This is a genomic window from Chryseobacterium taichungense, assembly GCF_900109935.1.
Taxonomy (GTDB): Bacteria; Bacteroidota; Bacteroidia; order Flavobacteriales; family Weeksellaceae; genus Chryseobacterium; species Chryseobacterium taichungense.
Map to the genome: position 1 here is coordinate 1 of NZ_FOBV01000013.1, position 25,883 is coordinate 25,883.

Annotated in this window: 24 protein-coding genes and 1 pseudogene; 13 read left to right on the forward strand and 12 right to left on the reverse strand. The window is 37.9% G+C overall.

All coding sequences use genetic code 11. The features are described from left to right. Nucleotides 1-734: 734 nt before the first annotated feature. Nucleotides 735-1,334 (reverse strand): hypothetical protein, encoded by a 600-nt coding sequence (locus BMW64_RS19065; protein WP_143052736.1) that lies wholly within the window; start codon nucleotides 1,332-1,334, stop codon nucleotides 735-737. Nucleotides 1,335-2,054: 720 nt separating this feature from the next. Here BMW64_RS19065 and BMW64_RS19070 point away from each other — a divergent pair. Next, a complete protein-coding gene (locus tag BMW64_RS19070) occupies nucleotides 2,055-3,683 on the forward strand; it encodes an NADP-dependent glyceraldehyde-3-phosphate dehydrogenase (protein ID WP_090002068.1) in 1,629 nt (542 codons plus the stop codon). 279 nt (nucleotides 3,684-3,962) lie between these two features. Here the strand turns inward: BMW64_RS19070 and BMW64_RS19075 are convergent, their stop codons facing one another. Then, nucleotides 3,963-4,793, reverse strand: coding sequence for an alpha/beta fold hydrolase (locus BMW64_RS19075; RefSeq protein WP_090002070.1), 831 nt, complete (start codon nucleotides 4,791-4,793; stop codon nucleotides 3,963-3,965). A 287-nt stretch (nucleotides 4,794-5,080) separates the two neighbouring features. On the opposite strand from BMW64_RS19075, the gene BMW64_RS19080 reads away from it, so the two are divergent. Continuing rightward, nucleotides 5,081-5,581, forward strand: a complete 501-nt coding sequence (locus tag BMW64_RS19080; RefSeq protein ID WP_090002073.1) for an RNA polymerase sigma factor — start codon at nucleotides 5,081-5,083, stop codon at nucleotides 5,579-5,581. Nucleotides 5,582-5,598: 17 nt separating this feature from the next. Next, nucleotides 5,599-6,195: a hypothetical protein gene (locus BMW64_RS20805; protein ID WP_090002075.1), complete on the forward strand. Its 597-nt coding sequence runs from the start codon at nucleotides 5,599-5,601 to the stop codon at nucleotides 6,193-6,195. Between the two features lie 48 nt (nucleotides 6,196-6,243). On the opposite strand, the gene BMW64_RS19090 is transcribed toward BMW64_RS20805, so the two are convergent. Genes BMW64_RS19090 through BMW64_RS19095 form a run of 3 tightly spaced genes read right to left on the reverse strand, consistent with a single transcriptional unit; the run spans nucleotide 6,244 to nucleotide 8,359 of the window. Next, nucleotides 6,244-6,687 (reverse strand): YdcF family protein, encoded by a 444-nt coding sequence (locus BMW64_RS19090; RefSeq protein WP_228400975.1) that lies wholly within the window; start codon nucleotides 6,685-6,687, stop codon nucleotides 6,244-6,246. Further along, nucleotides 6,582-6,803: a hypothetical protein gene (locus tag BMW64_RS20980; RefSeq protein WP_228400972.1), complete on the reverse strand. Its 222-nt coding sequence runs from the start codon at nucleotides 6,801-6,803 to the stop codon at nucleotides 6,582-6,584. The genes BMW64_RS19090 and BMW64_RS20980 overlap by 106 nt, the downstream gene beginning before the upstream one ends. A gap of 2 nt (nucleotides 6,804-6,805) precedes the next feature. Beyond that, the gene (locus BMW64_RS19095; RefSeq protein ID WP_090002080.1) at nucleotides 6,806-8,359 is read right to left on the reverse strand and encodes a S41 family peptidase; all 1,554 of its coding nucleotides are present in this window, start codon (nucleotides 8,357-8,359) and stop codon (nucleotides 6,806-6,808) included. Nucleotides 8,360-8,696: 337 nt separating this feature from the next. Here BMW64_RS19095 and BMW64_RS21145 point away from each other — a divergent pair. Continuing rightward, a pseudogene (locus tag BMW64_RS21145) lies at nucleotides 8,697-9,599 on the forward strand (MBL fold metallo-hydrolase). Here the strand turns inward: BMW64_RS21145 and BMW64_RS19105 are convergent. Continuing rightward, on the reverse strand, nucleotides 9,600-9,887 hold the full coding sequence (locus tag BMW64_RS19105) for a GNAT family N-acetyltransferase (RefSeq protein ID WP_090002082.1): 288 nt from the start codon (nucleotides 9,885-9,887) through the stop codon (nucleotides 9,600-9,602). A gap of 239 nt (nucleotides 9,888-10,126) precedes the next feature. Between BMW64_RS19105 and BMW64_RS19110 the strand changes: the two genes are divergently transcribed. From BMW64_RS19110 to BMW64_RS19120, 3 genes are all read left to right on the forward strand, one after another. Beyond that, nucleotides 10,127-11,020, forward strand: a complete 894-nt coding sequence (locus BMW64_RS19110; protein ID WP_090002085.1) for a helix-turn-helix domain-containing protein — start codon at nucleotides 10,127-10,129, stop codon at nucleotides 11,018-11,020. A gap of 86 nt (nucleotides 11,021-11,106) precedes the next feature. Continuing rightward, nucleotides 11,107-12,108 carry an aldo/keto reductase gene (locus BMW64_RS19115; RefSeq protein WP_090002087.1) on the forward strand — a complete coding sequence of 334 codons (1,002 nt, stop codon included), beginning with the start codon at nucleotides 11,107-11,109 and terminating at the stop codon, nucleotides 12,106-12,108. Nucleotides 12,109-12,173: 65 nt separating this feature from the next. Further along, entirely contained in the window at nucleotides 12,174-13,364 is a 1,191-nt protein-coding gene (locus BMW64_RS19120; protein WP_090002088.1) for an MFS transporter, read from the forward strand. A gap of 64 nt (nucleotides 13,365-13,428) precedes the next feature. Here the strand turns inward: BMW64_RS19120 and BMW64_RS19125 are convergent, their stop codons facing one another. Both BMW64_RS19125 and BMW64_RS19130 read right to left on the reverse strand, forming a co-directional pair. After that, nucleotides 13,429-14,709 carry a hypothetical protein gene (locus BMW64_RS19125; RefSeq protein WP_143052737.1) on the reverse strand — a complete coding sequence of 427 codons (1,281 nt, stop codon included), beginning with the start codon at nucleotides 14,707-14,709 and terminating at the stop codon, nucleotides 13,429-13,431. Nucleotides 14,710-14,713: 4 nt separating this feature from the next. Then, nucleotides 14,714-16,933 carry an NADP-dependent isocitrate dehydrogenase gene (locus tag BMW64_RS19130; RefSeq protein WP_090002093.1) on the reverse strand — a complete coding sequence of 740 codons (2,220 nt, stop codon included), beginning with the start codon at nucleotides 16,931-16,933 and terminating at the stop codon, nucleotides 14,714-14,716. Nucleotides 16,934-17,097: 164 nt separating this feature from the next. Between BMW64_RS19130 and tpx the strand changes: the two genes are divergently transcribed. Both tpx and BMW64_RS19140 read left to right on the forward strand, forming a co-directional pair. Next, nucleotides 17,098-17,601: a thiol peroxidase gene (tpx, locus tag BMW64_RS19135; protein WP_090002095.1), complete on the forward strand. Its 504-nt coding sequence runs from the start codon at nucleotides 17,098-17,100 to the stop codon at nucleotides 17,599-17,601. Between the two features lie 150 nt (nucleotides 17,602-17,751). Further along, nucleotides 17,752-18,963 carry a DUF763 domain-containing protein gene (locus tag BMW64_RS19140; protein ID WP_090002097.1) on the forward strand — a complete coding sequence of 404 codons (1,212 nt, stop codon included), beginning with the start codon at nucleotides 17,752-17,754 and terminating at the stop codon, nucleotides 18,961-18,963. Between the two features lie 86 nt (nucleotides 18,964-19,049). Here the strand turns inward: BMW64_RS19140 and BMW64_RS19145 are convergent, their stop codons facing one another. From BMW64_RS19145 to BMW64_RS19160, 4 genes are all read right to left on the reverse strand, one after another. Beyond that, entirely contained in the window at nucleotides 19,050-19,889 is an 840-nt protein-coding gene (locus BMW64_RS19145; protein ID WP_090002099.1) for an SDR family NAD(P)-dependent oxidoreductase, read from the reverse strand. Nucleotides 19,890-20,165: 276 nt separating this feature from the next. Continuing rightward, a complete protein-coding gene (locus BMW64_RS19150) occupies nucleotides 20,166-20,903 on the reverse strand; it encodes an SDR family oxidoreductase (protein ID WP_090002101.1) in 738 nt (245 codons plus the stop codon). Between the two features lie 163 nt (nucleotides 20,904-21,066). Further along, entirely contained in the window at nucleotides 21,067-21,636 is a 570-nt protein-coding gene (locus BMW64_RS19155) for a Crp/Fnr family transcriptional regulator (protein ID WP_090002103.1), read from the reverse strand. Between the two features lie 76 nt (nucleotides 21,637-21,712). Then, nucleotides 21,713-22,141, reverse strand: coding sequence for a DUF4268 domain-containing protein (locus BMW64_RS19160; RefSeq protein WP_090002105.1), 429 nt, complete (start codon nucleotides 22,139-22,141; stop codon nucleotides 21,713-21,715). A gap of 220 nt (nucleotides 22,142-22,361) precedes the next feature. Between BMW64_RS19160 and BMW64_RS19165 the strand changes: the two genes are divergently transcribed. The 4 genes from BMW64_RS19165 (at nucleotide 22,362) to BMW64_RS19180 (ending at nucleotide 25,880) form a co-directional block, all read left to right on the forward strand. Beyond that, nucleotides 22,362-22,769 (forward strand): RrF2 family transcriptional regulator, encoded by a 408-nt coding sequence (locus tag BMW64_RS19165; RefSeq protein WP_090002107.1) that lies wholly within the window; start codon nucleotides 22,362-22,364, stop codon nucleotides 22,767-22,769. 88 nt (nucleotides 22,770-22,857) lie between these two features. Then, the gene (locus BMW64_RS19170; RefSeq protein ID WP_090002109.1) at nucleotides 22,858-23,550 is read left to right on the forward strand and encodes a phosphoadenylyl-sulfate reductase; all 693 of its coding nucleotides are present in this window, start codon (nucleotides 22,858-22,860) and stop codon (nucleotides 23,548-23,550) included. Nucleotides 23,551-23,572: 22 nt separating this feature from the next. Beyond that, the gene (gene cysD / locus BMW64_RS19175) at nucleotides 23,573-24,481 is read left to right on the forward strand and encodes a sulfate adenylyltransferase subunit CysD (protein WP_090002111.1); all 909 of its coding nucleotides are present in this window, start codon (nucleotides 23,573-23,575) and stop codon (nucleotides 24,479-24,481) included. 157 nt (nucleotides 24,482-24,638) lie between these two features. Next, nucleotides 24,639-25,880 carry a sulfate adenylyltransferase subunit 1 gene (locus BMW64_RS19180; protein WP_090002113.1) on the forward strand — a complete coding sequence of 414 codons (1,242 nt, stop codon included), beginning with the start codon at nucleotides 24,639-24,641 and terminating at the stop codon, nucleotides 25,878-25,880. The last annotated feature ends 3 nt before the right edge of the window (nucleotides 25,881-25,883 follow it).

The window sequence follows — 25,883 nt, forward strand, 5'->3', positions numbered from 1 at the left end:
CCCATCAGTTGTTTTGGGAGTAATGTCGAGTGTTGCTTTTGGAGAAGTGTTGTTAATCCCCACTTGAGCTTTAATAATCAGGCTGATGAATAAAACAGCCAGTGTAATTATATTTTTCATTGTTTGTTGTATTTTTGGGTTTGTTTGTTGTTTATAATGTAAGCTTATGGTAACACAAAGCACACAAAGATTTCTTTAATATGATATGCTTATTGAGTTTCACGAAGCCATTCCACTTAAAAGAGCTCACTAAGCTATTCTTCTTTAATATGAATGAGCTGGGCTTCGACAGGCTCAGCCTGACATTGTGAACACAAAGTGCACTAAGTTTTTTTATTTATGATATGCTTTAAGTTTCACAAAGGCGTTCTACTTAGAAGAGCTCACTAAGCTGATTGTTATTAAACACAAATGGCACTAATGGAATGGCACTAATTTCACAAATGTTGTTTGATATTCTTTGCTTAGATCCCCTACGGGATGACAAATGAAGTGGGAAGTGTCGTTTTGCATTAAGCATTTGTGTTATTTGTGCATAGCTATTTGTGCTCATTTGTGTTTATTTAGTTACGTTAGATAGCTGGTTTTTAACATGAATGGCGCTAATGGAATTTCACTAATTTCACAATTGTTGTGTGAAAATGTTTGCTAAGATCCCTACGGGATGACAAACGGAGTGAGAAGTGTCGTGTTGCATTAAAGCATTTGTGTTATTTGTGCATAGCTATTTGCGCTTATTTGTGTTTACTAATTCGTGCTATTTGTATTTGATAAAATATCGCAAACATGGGCGGAGGACGGCTGAAGTGATTGGTTATAATTTTTAAAATATTGAAATAGTTAATAAGAGGATATAAAAGCTTCTTTTTAGCATGATTTACGACCAGGAAAACTCTCAGAACGGAATCCATCATTTTCTGCTGTTGTTTTACAGGAGAGGAATTTCCTAGAATAGCTATTGATAGAGGGTTACTTGCGTTTCCAATATAATGAGAACTCTTTGGGATTGTAAAGCATGCTTGATTTATTTGGTTAATATCATTTTTGCTAATGGACATCGATTTCAGCTTGAAGAGAACTTTACGCTTGGTTGCGTTAAACTGTTTTGATGATGTCTGATTTTTTCCTGATAAAGATGTAACAGTGGAAATCTCAATCGGTGATTCAATATACAGATAAGAATCTTCAGATATAAAAAGTGTTGAGTCCGAGTAGGAAAAAGGAGTCTGAGAGCTGATGAAAACAACAATGACAAATACCTGCAAAAACAGCATCCTTACGCTAAAACGCAGGAAATGAGGGAGCTGGGAAAGGGTCATCATTTGTAGTTTCATTTTGTGTAAAAAAGTAGTCCCACTTAGACTACGTTTAGCACCAAATGATCTAAGAATCAATATTGTTCTCTTTTTTTAGGGTAAAAACGAAGGCAGTTTCTTTTCACCTTAAACGCCCGAATTTTAAAGGAATCTACTATTTTAAATTAATTAACCTATTAAAAAACAAAGGATTATTATTTGGAAGTAAGGATAATTTGTTTACATTTGTCACAGAAAAAGTAGTCTAAGTGGGACTACTTTTTTAATTCAATAGGTAATATTTTTCTCTTTTGCGGTTTTGCCGGATTTCCAGTTTATTCATCCTTATATCTTTAAAAATAATCTGTTACCGATGAAAACTTTTGCCGGTTCTCGGCTTTAATCTTTATGTTATCTTGTCCTTATGACATGATCATGAAAATGATATGAAAGATATTTGAGATTCTTCCTTCGTCAGAATGACAGGTTTAATGTAATATAGGATTGGGCAAATACATAACATAATACTGTTACTGAGTGATAGCTCATGCTGAGCCTGCCGAAGTACCTTTGCGACCAAAAATATACGTCATCATTTAAGAAGTCTTTGCGAACTTTGCGTTAAAAACAAAATGGGATATTAATTTTTATTCCAAATAGATCAAATCTATTAGTCCACTCTTTTTAAAATCAAATTTTAGGTCTACCTTTATTCTATTCAAATAATAACGCTAGAATATTAATACAATAAAAAGATCTATGGAATCAGTAAACAACCCATCATTTCACGAAATCTTCAAACCAGAAAATGAAATTCCCCAGGAATATAAAGTTCCCGAAATCCATCAGCGCGAATACCTTCTCAACGGCGAACTGGTCGTGTGGAGCGGTGAGGTTCAGGAGATTTACTCACCCGTATGCATTCCGACAGAAAACGGACTGCAACGTAAACTGCTGGGCAGCGTCCCGAATATCGGCCCAAAAGAAGCTATGGAAGTTCTCGATGCCTGTGTAAAAGCGTATGACAACGGGCTGGGGGAGTGGCCTACCATGTCTGTGGAAGGAAGAATCAAATGTATGCAGAAATTTGTCTACCTGATGATTAAGGAGCGCGATGTGATTATCAGATTGCTGATGTGGGAGATCGGAAAAACACTCGCTGATTCTACCAAAGAATTTGACAGAACCGTAGACTATATCAACCAGACGATTGATGCATTGAAAGACCTCGACCGTGAGTCATCCCGTTTCCAGCAGGCGGAAGGTACCATTGCACAGATCAGAAGAGCACCGCTGGGAGTCGTTCTCAGTATGGGCCCATTTAATTATCCTTTAAATGAAATATTTACCACGCTTATTCCGGCGCTCATTATGGGAAATACCATTCTTTTTAAACTTCCCAAACATGGTGTTCTGGCTCATTACCCATTGTTAAAAGCATTTAAAGAAGCCTTCCCAAAAGGAACAGTGAATACCTTATACGGCAAAGGTTCCGAGATTATCACCCCGATAATGGAAAGCGGAAAGGTGAATGTGCTGGCATTTATCGGTTCCAGTAAAGTGGCCAACGGTTTGAAAAAGCTTCATCCGAAGGTTAATCGTTTACGTGCGATTTTAAGCCTTGATGCTAAAAATGCAGCGATTGTTACCAAAAATGCTAATCTCGATGTGGCGGTGAGCGAATGTATTTTAGGATCCCTGTCATTCAACGGTCAGCGTTGTACGGCACTGAAGCTGATCTTCGTTCAGAAAGAAGTGGCCGAGGAATTTACCCAAAAGCTGACGGCTGCCGTTTCTGCTATGAAACCCGGACTTCCGTGGGAAAAAGATGTGAAGATCACGCCGCTTCCGGAAGTCAACAAACCTCCTTATTTAAAGGAATGTTTAGAAGATGCTAAAGCAAAAGGCGCAACAGTGCTGAACGAAAACGGAGGATTTACCGAAGAATCTTTCTTCTTCCCGGCCGTTGTATATCCGGTGAATAGCGATATGAAGCTGTATCATGAAGAGCAGTTTGGGCCAGTGATTCCAGTAGTTCCGTTTGAAGATATTGAGGAACCGATCGAATACCAGGTGAATGCTGATCATGGGATGCAGGTGAGTATTTTCAGTGAAGATCCGCTGGAAGTTTCAAAACTGATTGATCCGTTTGTGAATCTTGTGAGCCGTGTGAACATCAACTGCCAGGCACAGAGAGGTCCGGATGTATTTCCATTCACCGGAAGAAAAGACAGTGCGGAAGGTACGTTATCGGTTTTTGATGCGCTTCGTTCGTTCTCGATCCGCTCGCTTGTGGCTGCGAAAGTAACGGAATCCAATAAGGATCTTCTGAACACGATCGTAAGGGATCATGATTCTAATTTCCTGAGCACGGATTATATTTTTTAATAGTTTGTTTCGAATAGATACTTATAAATGACTTCTGCCACTTTGCTAAAAATAAAGGTAATGTTGTTTTTTAACGCTAGGACCGCAAGAATTTTAAGGTATTGAATATTTTCCGGTCGCTAAGGCTGAACTTCGTTCGTAAACCTTCAGTTTATACTCAGCAAATGATAGTGATTTATAATCTTGAGTCTTTTGTGCTTTAAAAAAAAATAAATCCGCAGTACAAAGTTGTATTGCGGATTTTCATTGATGAAATCAAAACGTATATATTGAAGAAAGTTATTGCGATGTAAGGAACCTGCTGATGATACCGTTCAGTTCCTCAGCATGGGTCACATTCAGCCCGTGGGGTGCTCCTTCGATAATCATAAAATCATTGTTTAAGATTCCCTGCGCTGCCTGCTTTCCGGCTGTATCAATCGGTACAATATTATCGGAGTCTCCGTGTACGATTAGTGTTTTCACTGTTACATTCTTTAATTCCGGACGAAAATCGGTATTGGCCCAGCTTTCTGCACATTTTATCGTTGCGATAGGATTGGCAAATGAAGCAATGGCCCAGTCGTAATCGAGTTGTTTCTGGCTCACTGTTTTTGAAAGAAGCCCTACATTATAAAAGTCTTTGTGGAAAGATTCAAGAAAAGTAATTCTGTCTGTTTTCAAAGCCTGCATGATCTCATCGAGCTTTTCCTGAGGAACGCCATCCGGATTATCGTCTTTCTGCTTCACTAAAGGAATGATGGATGAAATTAAGGCAATCTTATCCACATTCTGGGTTCCGTAATTGGTAAGATAGCGTACTACTTCACCGCCACCCATTGAAAATCCGAAAAGGATAACTTTTTGAAGGTCGAGTTGAGTAATGATTTCGTGAAGGTCTTTGGCAAGCCCGTCATAATCGTATCCATCTGCTGAAGGAGATGATTTTCCGAAACCTTTGCGGTCATAAGTGATAACACGGTATCCGAGATTCAGAAGTACGGGAATCTGCATTTCCCATGATTTGCCGCTAAGTGGCCATCCGTGAATTAAAATAATTGGCTGACCTGATCCGAAATCTTCATAATAAAGCTGGACATTTTCATTGTCCTGTTTTGTAATAAAAGGCATATTGATATTTATTTGGTGTTAGTCTTTGGATCACAAATATTAAGCCACAAATACCATAGCAATCTTCATAAAGACTTTTTACAAATGTGAAAGGGTATTATTGATTATAACTTTTGTGGAAGATCATTTAAAAACTTAAACAGCTTTATTCATTAAAGCAAAGCAAGGTTATTATAAATCCTATTCTTATTGATATTATTCTTACATTCAATTCCTATAAAATATTTTTATCATCCGCTGTAACATTTTTGTAAGAAGATTACTAACCTCATAGAGAGTAAGAAATTATGGCCTCAACAGAACAGGAATTTTTAGATAAAATTGAAAAGCATAAAGGAATCATTTTCAAGATTTCTAAAATGTATATGGATGATAAAGACGACCGTGATGATCTTTTTCAGGAAATCACCTATCAGGTCTGGAAAGCGTATCCTAGTTTCAAAGGACAAAGTGAATTCTCTACCTGGCTCTACCGAATCGCCCTGAATACAGCAATCATTTTCCTCAAAAACGAGAAAAAAAGAAGCTTCATTACCGGTGGAGCATATGAAGAATATAAGATCGCTCACGAAGAATTTGATCATGAAAAAGAAGATAAACTGAATGCGATGTATAAAGCCATTCATCAACTGAACCCGATCGACAAAGCTTTTATCTTCTATTACCTCGAAGATTTTTCAGGAAAAGAGATTGCCGAACAGATGGGAATTTCCGAAGGAAATGTAAGGGTGAAAATGAACCGCGCCAAAAATAAACTTAAAGATATCTTAAGCTCAAATAAATCTTAACTTTTAAATCAATTGTCATGAATATAGATGAACTGAAAAATACATGGAATCAGGATGATTCCTTTGATGAAACACCGGAAATAAGCATGGAGCAGAAGCATAGGATTAATCTCCCGCTCGAAAAAATCCGCAAGAATATGCGCATGGAATTCTGGTCTACAATAGCAATGTTTGTTTTTGCCTTTGCTGTGATCGCCTTGTCACCCGGACTTTTTAAATTTAAATTTTACATCAGCATTCTCATTGCCTCGATGGTTTTTGTAACGTTCTTTTTTTACAGTCAGTTTTTTAAGCTGTACAATAATATGAGTAACCCATTGATGAAAACATATGATAGTCTGAAAGATCTGCTGTATCAGTTTCAGCTCAATAAGCAGTATTATCTTTCTTTCTACCTTTCTTTTGTACCTTTTTTGGTTTGTGAAATTATTATTGTCCTTGAATTTATCCCACGTTCGGTTCCTTTATCGAATCTTCAGGTCGCCACCACTCTTATCGGCACTATGGTTATTACGATGCCCCTGCTATTCATTATAGGAAAATGGTGGTTTAATAAGTTCTACGGAAAGTATATTCTCCAGGTTGAAAATTTGGTAAATGAACTGAAGAAATAGCATCTGATTGATTTAGGAAGTAGTTTCGGCGGCTGAAAGCCGCCGAAACTACTGTGTGTAATATGCCGGAAATTCTCGAAAAACAGAATAAAAATCCCTCCATTCAAAATAATGTGGACTTACACTGCTTACATTTTTAAAACCCTTATCCTCAAAAAGCTTTTTGGTTCGGGTCACATGAAAATATTGGGAAACCACGATAATGCTGTTGAATGACATATGTTTTCTTAAGGCTAAAGTATTATCGACAGTAGCTCTTGTGGTATTTCCAAGATTATCAACAACAATAAGTGAATCGGGAATTCCTTTGGCAACAAGGTATTGTTTCATTTTATCACCTTCGTAAAATCCTTCTTTTCCAAGCCCACCGCTTACGAGGATCTTTTTTACACGGTTTTTTCTGATAAGTTCTTCGCCGGTCTGAAGCCGCTTTTCAAGCCTTTCTGATAATGTTCCGTCTTCATTAACTTTACTTCCCAGAATAACGGCAATATCAGCATTCTTTCCACGGTCTGATAGCCCGTCAATGATGATATACGCTGAATGTACGGCAAACCATAGAATAAATATACAGACAATGATTTTAATGAATTTAAAAATATTTTCATTCTTATTTCATCAGGTATTTTTCAGCTTTTGCCTTTTCGTTTTTAATATCGCTCATAATCCATTCCAATTGAGGATATCTGTTGTGAATGATGTCATCCATCGTTTCTTTTATGGGAATATCAGGTACAACTCCCTTTTGGGTTTGTGTAAAGCTGATATCCGGCTGTACAAGGACAAGTCCGATCGGAAGATCTATCTTGGAATTGGGCAGCACTTGGTAAGAATAAAATCCAGCAACAGTGCCATCGTTAGCCCCACCTGTTTCTTCTCCAACGAGAACAGCCCTCTTGTCATTTTTAAGCTTGGCAGTGAGAATGGAAGATGCCGAAAAGCTTGATCCGTTGATCAGTACGAAAATCCTTCCGTTGAACGCATTCTTATCCGGTTTTGATGGTTTGTCAGCTTTTATTTTGTAATAAAACTTTCCGTCTTTTTTATAGGTGCTGAAGGTTTGAGCGAAGAAAAAGGCAGGATAAGTAAGTGTCTTAAAAGTATACTGCAACGCATTGCTCTTCCGGAAATAGTTGGTTTTTAAAGGCGTCGTGGCAGAATTTACTTGAGAAGGTTTGATCAAAACATATGGCTCCGGAGAAAGATAAGAGTACAACTTATGAATCTCTTCCAATGAACCTCCGTAGTTGTTTCTTACATCAAGAATAAGATATGATGCCCCGGCTTTTTTAATCTGTTCAAAAGTATTTTTGTAAAATTTAGCGGAATAATCTCCCGAAAAGCTTTTCACTTTAATATAGGCTATAGTGCTGTCCTGATCAAGAAATTTAAAATTCCTGTTGTAAGAATCACTGAAAGCTACGTAATCATTGATTTTTTTGTCCTCGGTTCTTTTTTTATTTTCTTTTTCTTTTTTGAGGTCATCCTCAGATTTTGATTCTCTTGTCAGCCGGTAAGTTTTTTTCTCTCCGTTGAATACTGTCTCTATCGTCGCATGATTTTCATATCCTTTTTCAGCTACGTAATAGTTGAAGAACAGGTCTTTCAGGAAGTACGGTTTGAAAGTCGTGTTGAATCCGTCGGTACTGATAAGTCTTCTGTACTTTTTTATGTAATGGGAAACCGGGGTTTTATCGATGGTAAGAATCTCAGTTCCGGGCTTTATTTTTTCAATAGAATCTTTATTTCCGATGATAAAAAGCCTGTCATCTTTGATATAATATTCAAAACGGCTGAACATTCCTTTTTTATTCTCAAGATCTTTGATTTCTCTTTTGGTGATTCTTTTAGAAGGAATCCGTAGCGAGAGATGGCCTTCACGGATGTCGGAAATCACCGGCTGCAGCTTAAAATAAAACTGAAGCGGGGTAAGAGGGGTGTTGATGGTATTTTTCACACTGTCGAATTTCCTGTCTAGTTCATCTTTTGAGATGTACATGTAAAGACCGGGATGCATTTCCTTAATTTTAGCATATGCGAAATCCACATCTTCTTTCAACTTTTCGGGCGGAATACAGATGTTTTGCCGTTCGTTATATTTACGTACAGATCCGCAGGCGGTTATCAGCAGGAGGATGAGCAGGAAGAAATAATTTTTCTGCACTTTTTGTTTTTTTATTTCAAAAATAAAGCTTTAGAGAATACGTTTTGAAAAAAGGCGTAATATTTTCATGTTAATATAAAGGTTTTTATCTCGATCAATTGTCATACCTATAATCTCACTCATTAACCTATAAATAAAAATGATTTACGGACTTATTATTTTAGCTGTCATCATAATTTTACTATATTTTGTCATTACCGGTCAGGAAGTTTTCGGATCGGAAGCAAAAGGAGAGCGGCTTCAGAGAATGCAGCGTTCCAAACATTATAAAAACAAGCAATTTCAGAATCTTACGTATACGCCTGCATTGGCAGAAGGATATTCGATGCCGAAAGTGATGTTTAATTTTCTGTTTGATAAAAAGGATCCTCATCTTAAGCCTTTACGTAATATCCCGTCAGTGCATACAGATTTGAAGAATCTTCCTAGAGATCAGGATGTTTTTATATGGCTGGGGCATTCGTCGTATTATATTCAGACCGACGGTGTTTCCTTTTTGATTGATCCTGTTCTCAGTTCGTACGGTTCGCCTTTCAGGTTTTTTAATAAAGCTTTTGCCGGAGCCGATATTTTTAGACCGGAAGACATACCAGCAGTTGATTATCTGGTGATTACGCATGATCATTATGATCATTTGGATTATCCGACCATAAAGGCTATTAAAACTAGGGTTGGCAAAGTTATTTTGCCTTTGGGAGTTGGTGCGCATCTTGAAAGATGGGGCTACGATACGAATCAGCTGATCGAAGAAGAGTGGGGAACTGAGGTTGATTTACGTAATGATATCAAAATTATATTTACTCCTGCAAGGCATTTTTCCGGACGGAAGATGAAAAGAAATGTTACATTGTGGACGTCTTATGTTTTATTGACACCTACCAAAAAATTATTTCTGGGTGGTGACAGTGGTTAAGATACACACTTTAAAATGATTGGTGAGCAATACGGACCTTTCGATTTTGCCATCATAGAAAACGGGCAGTATAATGAGGCCTGGAAGTATATTCATGCCTTACCGGAAGATGTTATTCAGGCGAGTATTGATGTGAGAGCCAAAAATATCATTCCTGTCCATTCTTCGAAGTTTGCTCTTGCACTCCATCCGTGGAATGAACCTTTACGAAAAGTAACGAGCCTTGCCGGAAGCAAAAATTTATCAGTTTTAACCCCGATGATCGGTGAACCTGTAGACTTAAATGCGCACGACAATCATTTTAGCAAATGGTGGGATATCGAATGATTAAGAATGCCAAATATTTCTGTAGCGAGTAGGGTGACTTTCAAACTGCTGTCTTACAAAGCTGCACTCAGGATCCACCAAAAGATCTTTTTCTTCGGCGTAGCGTACAAGCTCATCCAATAACATTTTAGCATAGCCGTGGCCTTCATGCTCTTCATCAAGTTTAGTGTAATAAACAATAAGCTGTCTACCATCTACCTCGATAGACATATAGCCGGCTTTGTGTCCGTCTATTAATATCTGCAACTCATCCTGATACGGACTGATTTCAAATTTTACAGTTTCCATAATACTGAGATTTTAGGTGTTACAAAATGATTTTGAGAGTTTTCCTCTTTTAAAATTACAAATTAAAATCGATATGAATGTGTTTCCGAAGGTTTTTACAAGATTCGTAACGAAATACATTATTCATTAAGCACCGGTATATCATTTTTAAGTGACTGACCAAAAAATCAGTCATTTAATTTTATCTATCAAAATTATTTCTTGACGTTTGTTTTGTTTGAATTTTATAATTTTGATCCATGGAATCGAATGAAACAATAAAAGGTTTTTACCGACGCGTCGGCCTCGAGTGTGTAAAAACACCCGGAGTAGGGCATTTTAATGTCTTTTCAAGGGAAAATTGCTCTCTTATCACGCCTTACAGCAGAAGAGATTATTACAAAATTTCTCTGATCATCGGAAAAGGAAAATTACATTATGCCGATAAATGGATCGCTGTCGACAAGCCGGCGTTGTTGTTTTCAAATCCGCTTATTCCTTATTCATGGGAAGCTGAAAATAAAGACCAGAAGGGATTTTTCTGTCTCTTTACCGACCAGTTCCTTCACGACGGAAACCGCCTGGGAAATTTACAGGATTCGCCGCTGTTCAGGATCGGAGGAACTCCGGTATTTTTTATTGATGAAGAACAGCAGAAAACAGTTGCGGATATTTTCATTAAAATGATGAATGAGATTCAGTCGGATTATCTGCACAAATATGATATGCTGCGGGCTTACCTTCATCTTCTGATTCATGAAACAATGAAAATGCACCCGGCGGAAAACTTTGAACCTTATCAGAATGCTTCGCAGAGAGTGGCATCTCTTTTTATGGAATTGCTGGAAAGACAGTTTCCTATTGACAGCCCTGAAAGATCTTTACGGCTGAAAAGCCCGATAGATTATGCTGAAAATTTATCCATTCATGTAAATTCTCTCAACCGTTCTGTAAAAGAGATCACCGGAAAAACCACCAGCCAGCAAATTGCCGCAAGAATTATCCAGGAAGCAAATGCTTTATTAAAGCACACCGACTGGAATATCTCTGAGATTGCTTACGGTCTGGGCTTCGAAGAACCGGCTTATTTTACCAACTATTTTAAAAAGCAGACAGGAATGTCACCCAATGCAGTAAGAATTGCTGTTGTTTGAATTTTATAATTCTTCGTTTGAATTCTATATTGAAATCAATGAATGGCTGTTATAATTTTGTCTTGTTAATTTAAATCACAATTATCATGAAATTTAGAAAATTAGGAAACACAGGAGAGCAACTGTCTGCAATTGGTTTGGGATGTATGGGAATGAGCTTTGCATATGGCCCTACCGATGAGCAGGAAAGCATTAATACATTGCATAAGGCTTTGGATCTGGGAGTAAATTTCTGGGATACCGCAGATATGTATGCCAATGGTGATAATGAAAAACTGATTTCAAAAGTTTTGGTTCCGAACCGCAATAAGATTTTTATCGCTACTAAATTCGGATTTCGTTTTAAAGATGGACAGACTGGCCACAGCGGTACGCCCGGAACTTATTTCGACGGTTCTCCGGAATGGATCAGAAAAGCGGTTGATCTGAGTCTTCAACGGCTGAAAATTGATGAGATCGATCTGTATTATGCTCACAGAGTTGACCCGAATATTCCGGTTGAAGAAACAGTAGGCGCAATGGCTGAGCTGGTAAAAGCTGGAAAAGTAAAATATTTGGGTTTGTCGGAGGCATCTGCTGAATCCATCAGGAAAGCTCATCAAATTCATCCGATTACTGCTTTACAGTCGGAATATTCTCTGCTTACGAAAGACGTTGAGAAAGAAATTTTGCCAACCATCAGAGAGTTGGGAATCACTTTAGTTCCATATTCTCCGCTGGCCAGAGGTCTTTTCTCTAATATTAATGATGCAGTAAATTTCGGGAATGATGATTTCAGGAAATCTTTGCCACGATATCAAAACGAATTTCTCGAAAATAACAAAAACCTGGCAAAAGAGATTAATGATTTTGCTCAATCTAAAGGAGTTAAAGGTACACAGCTGGCACTAGCCTGGGTTTTGAATCAGGGAGAAGATATTATTCCGATTCCGGGAACCAAGCGTATTCAATACTTAGAAGAAAACATTGCTGCTACCAATCTCGAACTTTCTCAGGAAGACCTTGAAACAATAGATTCCATTCTTAAAAAATATCCGAATGTCGGAGAAAGATACAGTGAGGGCGCTATGAAATTAGTTAACAACTAAAGAAATTATTCTAATCAGATCCCTGTTGTGTCAGCAGGATCTGTTTTTTAACGTTTTATAACAGCATGGTTACACTTAAAGAAAAAAATAAATTTATTGCTACGGTTCTGGCATTTGCCGTCATTCCTATGTCGGGTCTGGCAACGGACATCTACCTGCCTTCAATGCCAAGTATGGCTACAGAACTTCATCAGCCGGAAAGCAATATTCAGCTTACATTATCGATATTTCTCATCAGTTACGGTCTGACCCAGTTCTTTGCCGGAAGTATTGTAGATTCTTTCGGGAGATATAAGATTTCAATGCTGTCTCTTGGGCTGTTTGTGGCATCTTTTTTAATTACTGCGACTACCCAAAATATCTTTGTCATCTATGCCATGCGTGTTTTGCAGGGTATGCTTTCAGGATTTGCCGTAGTGGCGAAGAGGGCATTTTTTGTGGATGTTTATGAAGGTGAGGAGCGGAAGCATTATCTCAGTATTATGACGATCGTCTGGTCGGTAGGTCCTATTATTGCGCCGTTTATTGGAGGGTATTTGCAGAAAAACTTCGGGTGGCAGTCAAATTTTTATGTGCTGGCAGGGTATAGTTTACTGCTTTTACTCTTAGAATTTATATTTTCCGGGGAGACACTGAAAAAAAGAAATCCTTTCCACATTGAGTTTCTCATTAAAGAATATAGTGCGATGTTTAAAGCTAAAGATTTCTTTTACGGAATGGTCATGTGTGGACTGAGCTATTCGATGATTATGTTTTTTAATCTCTGCGGATCATTTATCATTGAACATAAAATGGGATATTCTGAAGTGGTCGCAGGCTACGTTTCCCTGATTTTAGGATTTGCCTGGATGGCTGGTGGATTTTTAGGTAAGGCTTTGATCAATAAAGCATTTCTGCCAAAAATACGTTACGCCAACTTTATCCAGTTACTTTTAATTATTTTAATGTTTGCTGCTTCCTATTTCTCCAATAATATTTACAGTCTGGTGGCTTTTGCATTTTTGATACATGTGACTGCAGGATTTATCTTTAACAATTACTTCTCTTACTGTATCGGAAGATTCCCGAATTCGGCCGGAATTGCAGGGGGCTTAACCGGTGGAGTGGCATTTATCATTACATCTGCCATCAGTTATGGAATTGTAGCTGTAATCAGGCCTCAGATACAGCTGGAAGTTGCAGAAGGATACTTTGTGCTGGGCGTTTTAGGATTATTTGTTTTAATTATGATTAAAATGAGAAAGGCACATATTTAAAATAATATTTCGGATACTTAATATAAAGACTAAAAAACCGGCCTACTGAATAGGACGGTTTTTATTATTTATCAAATATTTCGATCATTACATTTTCGGGAATGACATTTGAATAATCATAATCCTGAACATTTAGTTGATTCACTGAACTGATACAGATAACCTTATTGTTGTAGTTAAATACTTTATAAGGAAATCTTTTTGTATTTATAGTCTGTGTTTTAGTATAAGTATTGATATTGTAAAAATCAATAGTTTTAGCCATATTACCTGCAATAATACTGTTGTTGTCAAAATCAAAGCTCGTAAGTTTTGCATTTCCCGACGGAAGATCATTCTGATAAACCATTTGGGAATTATATACTGAACCAGTACTCGACGTGATCACCCTTCCATCAGGAAAAGTTTCAAAAATTCTGTAATTAAGAGGGTGGTCCCCATGATAGGTATCATCCTGATGGCTTACATAATTTCCGTTAAGATCAAATGTATATAAATCCATATCAATTGGCGTCATGTTCTGCGTAATTGTATATAATTTTACAGAAGTGCCTACAGATTTTCTCATTCTGCCGGTATATTCTGAATATGACTGAGACACCAAAGTTTTAGTACCTCTGTCTATACATTTCACTTTATCATAGTCCGCAACAGAACCATAAAGCTTATCATTATAATAGACAGTACTTACCAACGGCATTCCGAAATTTACCTGATCCTTCAAAGTCAGATTATTGCTGTCATAAATATCAACCCATCCATCTTTTCTTGCAACATATAATTCAGTGCTACCATTATAAGTACCAAGATCAGAATATCCTAAGACAGCATTTGTATTGATCTGGTGAGTAACGACTCCTGAATTGACATCATAAATGGCAATCTTTCCATCTGTATCCAAAAGATATAATCTGCCTGCGTTTTTGTCAAACTGCGCATCGAATACTTTAAGGTTCAGAAGTTTAATTTCCGGCCTTTCTATTTTTACAACATTACTTTTTACCTGTTCACCATTAGCTTTAAAACCAATAATCTGATACTCAAGATAAGGACTGAAAGGTACATTTGACATTGCAGAAAACTGAGTGGGATTATAAGTCCCAAGCTCAGTTTGCTGACCATTCGGAGAATCACTTCTCACAATTTTATAATAAGTATAATTCATATCCCCGGTAAGAGTCCAGCTTAAGCTGACCATTTCTGCGGATGAATTATAATTTGCTGTCAAATTAATCTTGTTTTCAATTATCGGCTGCATTATTACAACATCTGTAATATCATCATCTGAACTACTGCAGGAATATATTGATAGAAAAGCAAGAGCGATTATTAGTATTTTTTGCATATTCTTAAATTCCGTCAATAATTTCATTTAAAACCGTGCTTGGTCGCATGGAAGCATATGTTTTATACGTATCTGTTTTATAGTATCCTCCGATATCCTGAGGTTTACCCTGAGCACCAATTAATTCAGCGTTGATAACTTCTTCGTTCTCTTTCATTGCCTGTGCAATCGGAGCAAATTCAGCAGCCATTTCTGCATCGGCAGTCTGGTTCGCTAATGCTTCAGCCCAATACATGGCAAGATAGAAATGAGAACCTCTGTTGTCGATCTGTCCTACTTTTCTTGCAGGAGATTTATCAGTCGCTAAGAATTTAGCATTTGCCTCATCCAATGCATCGGCCAATACCTGAGATTTTGTGTTCCCCTGAGTCTGTGCTAAATGCTCTAAAGAAGCCTGTAATGCAAGGAATTCACCTAAAGAATCCCATCTTAAATAGCCTTCTTCTACAAACTGTTCCACGTGTTTCGGAGCAGAACCTCCGGCACCTGTTTCAAATAAACCACCACCATTCATTAACGGAACGATAGAAAGCATTTTTGCAGAAGTTCCAAGCTCAAGAATAGGGAAAAGGTCAGTTAAATAATCTCTTAATACATTTCCTGATACAGAAATCGTATCTTTTCCTTCTCTTGCTCTTTTTAAAGTTTCAGTCATGGCATCTTTTACATCCATAATTCTGATGTAAAGACCATTGGTATCGTGATCTTTAAGATATTTTTCAACTTTTTTGATGATTTCTCTGTCGTGTGCTCTTCCTTTATCCAGCCAGAAAATAGCAGGAGTATCTGATAATCTGGCTCTGTTTACGGCCAGTTTTACCCAATCCTGAATCGGAGCATCTTTTGTCTGACACATTCTGAAAATGTCACCTTTTTCTACTTTTTGAGAAAGAAGAACATTTCCGTTTTCGTCCTGAACTTCGATGGTTCCGTCTGCTGCAGCCTGGAAAGTTTTATCGTGAGAACCATATTCTTCAGCTTTCTGAGCCATCAAACCAACGTTCGGAACTGAACCCATCGTTGTAGGATCCAACTTTCCGTGTGCTTTCATATCATCAATTACAGATTGATAAAAACCTGCATAAGAACGGTCTGGAATAATACAAACGGTGTCTTCTTCTTTTCCTTCTTTATTCCACATTTTGCCTCCGCCTCTTACCAAAGCAGCCATAGATGCATCTACAATAATGTCTGAAGGAACGTGGAAATTGGTAATTCCTTTGTCAGAATTTACCATTGCTACTCTCGGTCCGTTGGCCAAAGCAGCTTCGATGTCCGCTTTAATTTCGGCTTCCTGAGCATTTCCTTTGATTTTATCAAAAAGATCAGCAAGACCGTTATTTGGGTTGATATCTAAAGACTTGAACGTTTCAGCATATTTAGTAAAAACCTCTTTAAAGAAAGTTTCTACGATAGCCCCGAAAATAATAGGATCGGAGATTTTCATCATCGTCGCCTTTAAGTGGGCAGAAAGAAGAACATTTCTGTTTTTTGCCTCATCGATAGCCTGCTGAACAAAAGCTTTCAATGCATTTAAATTCATTACAGAAGAATCAATAACCTCTCCCGCCTGAAGATTGGCAAAATCTTTTAATTGAGTTTCAGAACCGTCATTTCCTTTAAATACGATTCTGTATTTTGTTGCATTTTCTAACGTTGTTGAAGTTTCTGTTCCGTAAAAATCTCCGCTTTCCATGTGGGCAACATCTGTTTTGCTGTCAGAAGCCCAATCACCCATTCTGTGAGGGTTTGCTTTTGCATAGTTTTTAACAGCTTTAGGAGCACGTCTGTCAGAATTTCCTTCTCTTAGCACAGGGTTTACAGCACTTCCGAGAACCTTGGCATATTTAGCTTTAATGGCTTTTTCTTCATCATTCTTCGGTTCTGCAGGATAGTTCGGAACCGCAAAACCTTTAGCCTGCAATTCAGCGATGGCAGCGTCAAGCTGAGGTACTGATGCAGATATATTAGGCAACTTGATAATATTAGCGTCAGGTTGTGTAGCCAATTGGCCCAATTCAGCTAAAGCATCACCGATTTTCTGATCATCTTTCAAAAATTCCGGGAAGTTTGCTAAAATCCTTCCTGCCAAAGAAATATCCGGAACGGCGATCTCAATGTTTGCTGATTTTGTAAAAGCTTTTACAATCGGTAAAAACGAGTGTGTTGCCAACATTGGAGCCTCATCCGTTAATGTGTAATAGATTTTTGATTTGTCTGACATTATACTGTTATTTATTATTTGATTTTTAAGACTCACAAATTTAGTTAAAAATTAATCTTTTTAGATAAATAGCCGGTAAGATTTTCCACTTTAAGATTAATTTAACCTTCATATGAATGAATCGCTTCTTATTTTAATTAAATTTGAAAAACTAAAAAAAGAATATGTCAACAACAATTACTTTAAAAGGAAATGAAGTTCACACTATAGGAACACTTCCTGAGGTGGGAACGACGATCAGAGACTTTGCACTGGTAGATTCAGGATTACATGTAAAAACACTGGAAAATTTTGAAGGCAAGAAAAAAGTATTCAATATTTTCCCAAGTATTGATACACCGACTTGTGCATCTTCAGCAAGAAAATTCAATGAGCAGGCTTCTGCGCTGGAAAATACCGTGGTTATTAATGTTTCTAAAGATTTGCCGTTTGCCCTTGGAAGATTTTGTGCTGCCGAAGGTCTTGATAATGTGGAAACCCTTTCGGATTTCAGAAGTAGCTTTGGTGATGATTACGAAGTGACCATAACCGATTCTCCTATGAAAGGACTTCTGAGTCGTGCCGTAATTGTCACCGATGAAAACAATAAAGTAGTATACACGGAACAGGTTGGAGAAATTGCAGATGAGCCTAATTATGAAGCAGCATTAGCCGCTTTAAATAAATAGAAAAATAAACACTTACTAAATAAATCCCTGTAGGTTTTCCTGCAGGGTTTTATTTTGTTCTACTCCGAATCTCAATCTCAATCTCAGCCTCAACCTCAACCTTACCTTTTACCATTTGAACCTTACACTATAAAATCGTACCTTTAGAAAATGAAACGTTCCGGAACAGCAGATCTTCCCCTTCACTATGGCAAAGTACCGCCGTGGCTGTATGAGCGTATGTCATTGCTCGGACTTTCAATCATCGAAGTTATCCTCACCGATTACGGAAAAGATGAGGTGTTGAGAAGACTGGCAGATCCTTTCTGGTTCCAGAGTTTTGGCGCGGTTATGGGGATGGACTGGCATTCTTCGGGGATTACTACTTCGGTTATGGGTGCTTTAAAGCGTTCGATCAATCCAAATTCCCAGGCACTGGGACTCTATATTTGCGGAGGAAAAGGAAAATTTTCAAGAGATACCCCTTCTGAGTTAATTCAAATCGCAGATAAAACAGGACTGAACGGAAATGAACTGGTAAGAGCCAGCAAACTTTCAGCAAAAGTTGATAATACGGCTATTCAGGATGGATATCAGTTGTATCTTCATAATTTTATCCTGGCTGATAACGGGAACTGGAGCATCGTTCAACAGGGGATGCATGAATCCGACAGTACGGCAAGACGCTACCACTGGCATTCTGAAAATATTAAATCGTTTGTGGAAGAACCTCATACAGGAATCAATGGCATATCAAGAGGTAAAATTTTAAATCTTACTGATGCTGAAGCCTCCGGTAACAGAAAAGGAATTCTTGAAATTTCCCACACGGATTCTGCAGAAATCATGAGCGATTTTGCCAGGCTGATTCTTCCTGCACATCATGATGTGCAGGCTTCTGATGTAGACCTGAAACGTTTGGGTGCACTTCTATATGTCACCCGTGAACAGCAGCCTCAGAATTTTGAAGATTTGCTGATGCTGGAAGGCGTTGGGCCTAGGACGATGCAGTCGCTTGCGCTGGTAAGTGAGGTGATTCATGGGGCGCCATCAAGATTTACGGATCCTGCAAGATTTTCTTTTGCTCATGGCGGAAAAGACGGTCATCCGTTTCCCGTACCTACGAAAGTTTATGATGAAAGCATCAGCCTTATCAGAAAAGGAATTGAAAAATCCAGGCTTGGAAATTCCGATAAATTAAGGACCATCAACAAGCTTCATGATATTGTTGTAAAAACCGAAAAGGACTTTACCCCGGATTTTGATATTCAGCAAGTCATTGAAGAAGAACGCCGGAATTCATGGAGGTTTGGCGGAAAAACTGTTTTTGGGGATGCACAGAAACCTTCGTCTCCAAAGCCAATCCAGCTTTCTCTGTTCTGATATACAATAAAAAGGCTTTATACTTTTAGCTGATTTAAAAAGTATAAAGCCTGAGATTAAAATTCTTTAACTGAATTCCTGATTCGTTAAATGGCTGTTGACAACGTCAGAGCTTCCCAATCTTTTGCATCTTTCGTAATAGCCGTGATCTTATTATCTAAAAACTCCGGAGTGCCTACACCCAACAACAGGTGTACCGGCGGATGCGCTTCTTTACTGATTTGTATCAAAACATCAGCTGCCTTTACGGGATCATTCGGCTGATTCCCGTTGATCTCATCAAGATGGGTTTTCTCAGAATTTCTGGCGGCCTCATAAGCTTCGATAGAATTGGCAGGCGTTCTTAAAGAATCCTTCGTAAGGAATTCTGTGCGGAAGTAGCCGGGATAAACAACCGTGGCATAAACACCGAAATCTTTTGCCTCTTCGGCCAGCGCTTCAGTAAAACCGGCCACTGCAAATTTTGTGGAACAGTAAACACCCCAGCCCGGAAAGCCTCCATAATAGCCCCCGATCGATGAAATGTTAAAAATATTCCCTGATTTCTGATCGCGCAGGTAAGGCATGGCATTTCGGATCACATTTAAAGTTCCGAAAACATTTACCTCAAAATTAGCTCTCGTTTCTTCATCGCTCAGTTCTTCCAGCGTACCCAACTGTCCATATCCGGCATTGTTGACGATTACATCTATTTTTCCAAAATGTTCAACCGTTCTGGCTATGACAGATTTTACATCATTATTGTCAGTAATATTCATGCTCAATGGCAGGAAATTTTCCGAAGACGCTCCGAATGCTGATGTTAAAGCTTCCACCGTGCGGCTTGTTGCGGCTACCTGATATCCTTCAGCCAACAATTTTTTTACCAGTTCGAAGCCAAGACCTTTTGAAGCACCTGTTACGAACCATACTTTTTTTGTTTCCATTCTTTAATATTTTTTTTGTTTTAAATGATGGTACAAAGATGGAAAGAAGATGGTTTTTAAAAGTAGTCTGATCCACGAATGATGTATCCAAATCGTGAATAATTCGCATTATTATAAATTAATAGGTTGGAAGTTGGAAGCTTGAAACTTAAAGACCGAGTGTTTAGTTAAATACTATTTTATCCCGCCTCAGCCTTAACCTTAGCCTCATTCTTCCAGCTCCATCCATAATATAAGGTAAAATTTAATTCTCTCTTTTAAATGTTGTTATTAAAATTACCACGGACTGATGCCGGTTTCATCCTCAATATCATTGCTGAAATATTGTCCGGTCGGTCCGTTTTCATCTGTCAGTGTATGTTTAACAATAAATGATGCCGCACTTTCAACAGAACCCGGACCACTATGGGCATTAAAATCTGTTGCGGTATAACCCGGATCAATCACATTTACTTTGAACAGCTGGTCTTTTAGTTCATATGCCAGCGTAATGGTGTAAGCATTCAACGCAGATTTTGAAGGACCATAAGCAGCACTTTTCACATGATAATACTTCCATTCCGGATCGCTGTGTAAGGTGAGTGAACCTAGCCCCGAAGTAATGTTGCTGATGCGAGGACTGTCCGACTTTTTAAGCAGATCTAAAAAAGTCTGTGTAACATTAATCACTCCAAAGAAATTGGTATCAAACACTTCGCGGATATCGTTTACTGATGTTTCTGCTGCCGTCTGAGGATTTACTCCAAGAATCCCGGCATTATTAATCAGGATATCCAGTTTTCCCTGCTCTGCTTCAATGCTGTCTTTTGCATTTTTTATCGATTCAGAATTGGTAACGTCAATTTCAACCGCTTTGATATTCTGATATCCATTTTCCGTTAATTGTTTTACGGTTTCTTCTCCTTTTTGAAGGTTTCTGCTTCCAAGGTAAACAAATAATCCTTTTTCTGAAAGTTGTTTTGCGGTTTCAAGACCGATGCTTCTGTTGGCACCTGTAATTAATACTGTTTTCATTTTTTATATTTAAATTGATGGTGTAAAATTGCAGTAATTAAAGAGTATAACATTTGCCATTTGACAAAAAAAGAAATTTTTTGATTGGATGCTTAAATGGTGGAGTAATGAAATGTATATTTTATTCAGTAATAAACTTCCAGCCTCCATCTTCCATCAAATATTACCTAATATTCTTCCTGATTCTACTCAGAGAAGATTGGGTAACGCCCAGATAAGAAGCAACGTATGACAGGGGAATTCTATTGACCGCTGTAGGATAGATCTCCATAAATTTCAGGTATCGGGTAGTGGCATCTTCGGAAACAAGCGGACTTCTTCTTTCCACTTTTTGCATCAGCGCCCTTGAAATGATTTTATGAACGATAGCATCAAAACCTACAATGGTCTGCAGGAGTTCCAGCCAGTCTTTTCTTTGAAAAACAATAAGTTTGCAGTTAGTCACCGCCTGAACATAAGCGCTTGAACTGATTTGATTGTCAAAGCTTTCAAGATCTACGACCAGATTATTCTCTTCTATGAAATATTTGGTGATCTCCTCACTTTTATTATTGTAATAGCACACACGAAGGATTCCGTCCTCCACAAAGCCAACTTGTTTGGCAATCTTTCCGGCTTCCGAAAAGTATTCTTCTTTGGAAAGGCTGATCTCTGTCGCTTTTTCCGCAATAAAATCCATCTGTTGCTGATTGAGATTTCCGAATCTCAGGATAAAATCAAATAATTCTTTCATGAATGCAAGTTAGGAAAATGAATCTGGCTGAAATTTGTCATTTGGCAAAAAGAAAACGGATTTATTTCTTTACCATTTAAACATCTTTTATAAAATCTTCATATTCATAATAAAATCTTTCAAATCCATCCATCTTATCGACAAAAAACTGAAACGTTTCCTGCCAGGTATTTTTATTGAAAATCGAAACGCCATGCTTTTCTACCCAGATTCTGGCCATTACTTTTCCGTTTTCCAGCGTGTAATACTCATCTTTTTGAAAATCGCCAATGAACTCTTTTAATATATCTTCCAAAGACCAGATTTTTTCATAATAAGCATTCCTGAAAATCTCATCTTTCATTTCAATATCCAGAGAGACTTCAGCCTTTTTATTATCTGCATAAAACTTAAACGACATGTCTTTGATCTTGGTATCATACAAAATCCATTTTCTGGGGAAGGACTTTCCAAAAGCCGTCCAGAATTCTTTCTTTAACTGTTGTGCTTCCTGCTTGCTGAACATAGATACAAAGGTAGACAAAAATTAGAATCCAGTTAAAAGCGATGAAGAGCCAAGTAAAAGGAGCCAAGGTAAAAGTGAAGAAAACTAAGGGAGATATGTAAGTAAAATAAAAGTAAAAAGCCTATGTGATTCCTTCATTAAAAAACTTTTGCCTTTTTACTTTTTACCTGGCTCTTTCCATTCTTTCTGTTATTTCAGAATTTTTCCTATTTTTGTTGTAATGCTGTCTAAAAAATCTCAATATGCTTTTAAAGCGCTGTCGTACCTGGTAGAAAAGAGGAATGATGGCCCTATTCTTATTTCCGAAATTGCGGCACATAAGAATATTCCTTTGAAGTTTCTGGAAAACATCCTTCTCGAACTGAAAAAAGCGGATATTCTCGATAGCAAAAAAGGAAAAGGAGGAGGATATTTCTTTAAAGAAAATCCTGAAAACGTAAAGCTGGCAAAAATTATCCGCCTGGTAAACGGGCCGATTGCTCTGCTTCCATGCGTGAGCCTGAATTTTTACGAGAAGTGTGAAGATTGCAATGAAGATCACTGTAGCCTTCACGACGTACTGATCGAAGTTCGGGATGCTTCGCTCAATATTCTGGAAAGAAAAACATTAATGGATCTGATCGATTGATCGGATCCATTTTTTTGAATTATTAGTCTACTTTTTTGGTGGGATAATAATTTTATTAGATATTTGCATTACTTCAAATGGATAATTTATGATTTCAAAAGAAGATGCAGAAACCCTGAAACAGCTTTCAGCAGAGGAGGGATTGAAATTTATTTCATCAAAATTTCCGAATGCCGCCGTTTTTTCAACATCACTTGGTCAGGAAGATCAGGTTATCACCGATATCATTTTTAAAAACAAGCTACCGATCAAGGTTTTTACGCTGGATACGGGCAGGCTGTTTTACGAACATTATGAATTGCTTTCACAAAATAATTCAAGATATAAAACGAAAACCGAAGAATATTTCCCGGATCCTTCAGATGTAGAAAAGTTTGTTAATGAAAAAGGAATCAACGCCTTTTATCATTCCGTAGAAAATAGAAAAGAGTGTTGTTTTATCAGGAAGGTTAAACCTTTAAACCGTGCACTCGAAAATGCAGGAATATGGATAACCGGCTTACGGGCAGAACAATCGGAAAACCGTGAGAATATGCCGGTTATAGAGTGGGATGAAGGACGAAAACTCTATAAATATAATCCGCTCATCAACTGGAATTATCAGCAGGTTTTGGTATACCTTCAGCAAAATAATGTCCAGGAATTGCCATTACACAAGAAAGGATATATCAGTGTGGGCTGCCAACCTTGTACCCGACCCATTGTTGAAGGGGAAAACCCACGTGCAGGACGTTGGTGGTGGGAAAATTCACAAAAAGAATGCGGTCTCCATACGCATTAATTCAAATCTCTTTACATTCAAAATGATTACACATAAACTAGACTATCTGGAACAGCTGGAAGCTGAAAGTATTTATATCATGCGCGAAATTGCGGCTCAGTTTGAAAAACCGGCCCTGCTTTTCAGCGGTGGGAAAGATTCCATTACATTGGTTCATCTTGCTATAAAGGCTTTTGCACCCATGAATATTCCTTTTCCTTTGGTGCATATTGATACCGGGCATAATTTTCCGGAAGCGCTTCAGTTCAGGGATTATCTGGCAAGAAATATCGGAGCCGAGCTGATCGTAAGAAAAGTGGAAGATACCATTAAAGCTAAAAATTTAACTGAACCCAAAGGGAAATTTGCCTCCAGAAACTGGCTTCAGACACATACTTTACTCGATACCATTGAAGAATTTGGTTTTGATGCATGCATTGGCGGTGCGAGAAGAGATGAGGAAAAAGCAAGAGCAAAAGAACGCTTTTTCTCTGTTCGTGACGAATTTGGGCAATGGGATCCAAAGCTGCAGCGTCCTGAACTGTGGAATATTTACAATGGAAGAATCAACAAAGGTGAAAACGTAAGAGTATTTCCAATTTCCAACTGGACCGAACTGGATGTGTGGAATTATATTAAAAAAGAAAATATCCAGCTTCCTTCTATTTATTTTGCCCATAACCGTGATGTGATCGAGTATGACGGACAATTGATTGCAGTTTCAGATTTTATTCAGATTGATGAAAATGATACCATTGTTAATAAACAGGTAAGATATAGAACGGTAGGTGATATGACATGTACTGCTGCGGTAGAAAGCACTGCCGAAACGCTTGATGAGGTCGTAAACGAAATTACCGCTTCAAGAATCTCCGAACGTGGTGAAACCCGTATCGATGACAAAGTAACGGAAGCCGCTATGGAAGACCGGAAAAAAGGAGGATATTTTTAATGTGTAATGAGCAATTGGTAATAAGTAATGCCAATCGTACGTAAAATTTATTTTTAAAATTGAATAAAAATTTTTAACATGAATAATAAGTAATACAATTTATTGAATTCAAAGATTACTCATTGCACATTACTTATTACTCATAATTAAGAAAAACATGGACATACTAAGATTTATCACTGCCGGAAGCGTAGATGACGGAAAAAGTACCCTCATCGGAAGACTTCTTTATGACAGTAAAAATATATTGATCGATCAGCTCGAAGCGCTGGAAAAACAGTCGAAGAACAAAAACGAAAACGGAATAGACCTTGCTATTCTAACAGACGGTTTAAGAGCCGAGAGAGAGCAGGGAATTACCATTGACGTTGCTTACCGGTATTTTTCAACGCCGAAAAGAAAGTTCATTATTGCCGATGCGCCGGGACATATTCAGTACACTAGAAATATGATTACGGGAGCGTCTAATTCCCAGCTGATTATTATTCTGATTGATGCAAGGCAAGGCGTGATCGAGCAGACCAGAAGACATTCAATTATTGCTTCCTTGCTGAAGATGAGAAATGTAGTGGTCGCCATTAATAAAATGGATCTTGTAGAATATTCTCAAGAGGTTTTTAATGATATCAAAGCGCAGTATGAACTGGTCGCAAATAAACTAGGTTTGGATAATGTAAATTATTTTCCCATTTCGGCATTCCACGGGGATAATATTGTTTCCGAATCTGAAAATATGGTCTGGTATCAGGGGCCAACGTTACTGGATTTTCTGGAGAATGTAGAAGTTGATCATAAAAAAGATTTTGAAAGTCCGAGATTTCAGGTGCAGTATGTGATTCGCCCTCAGACCGATGAGCTGCACGATTACAGAGGATATGCTGGCGAAGTAATTTCTGGAGCGTATAAGAAAGGAGATGAAATTACTGTTATGCCTCAAAATATTCAGACACGGATCTCCAAATTGGAAACCGGCGGTAAGGAAGTGAATGTTGTTTTTGCCAATCAGCCAGCTGTTATTCATGTTGAAGACGATATTGATATTAGCCGCGGCGATTTTCTGGTAAAATCTGAAGATCTTCCGAAAATTGAGAATGAAATAGAAGCAGTTGTATGCTGGCTGGACAAAAAGGAACTGAATGAGGGAAATAAATATTTTATTCAGCATAAAAGCAAGTTACTGAAAGCGCTTGTGAAGGAAATTGAATATAAAATTGATGTCAACACCTTAGAAAAAATTCCTGTGACGGAAAGCATCAGACTTAATGAGGTGGTAAAAGTACGTCTTAAAACCGCTTCTCCACTTGTATTTGACAGTTTTGAAGAGAGTAAAGCTACGGGTAATGCAATCTTGGTTGATGAAACAAGCAATTCAACGGTGGGAGCTGTCATGATCCTGTAAACA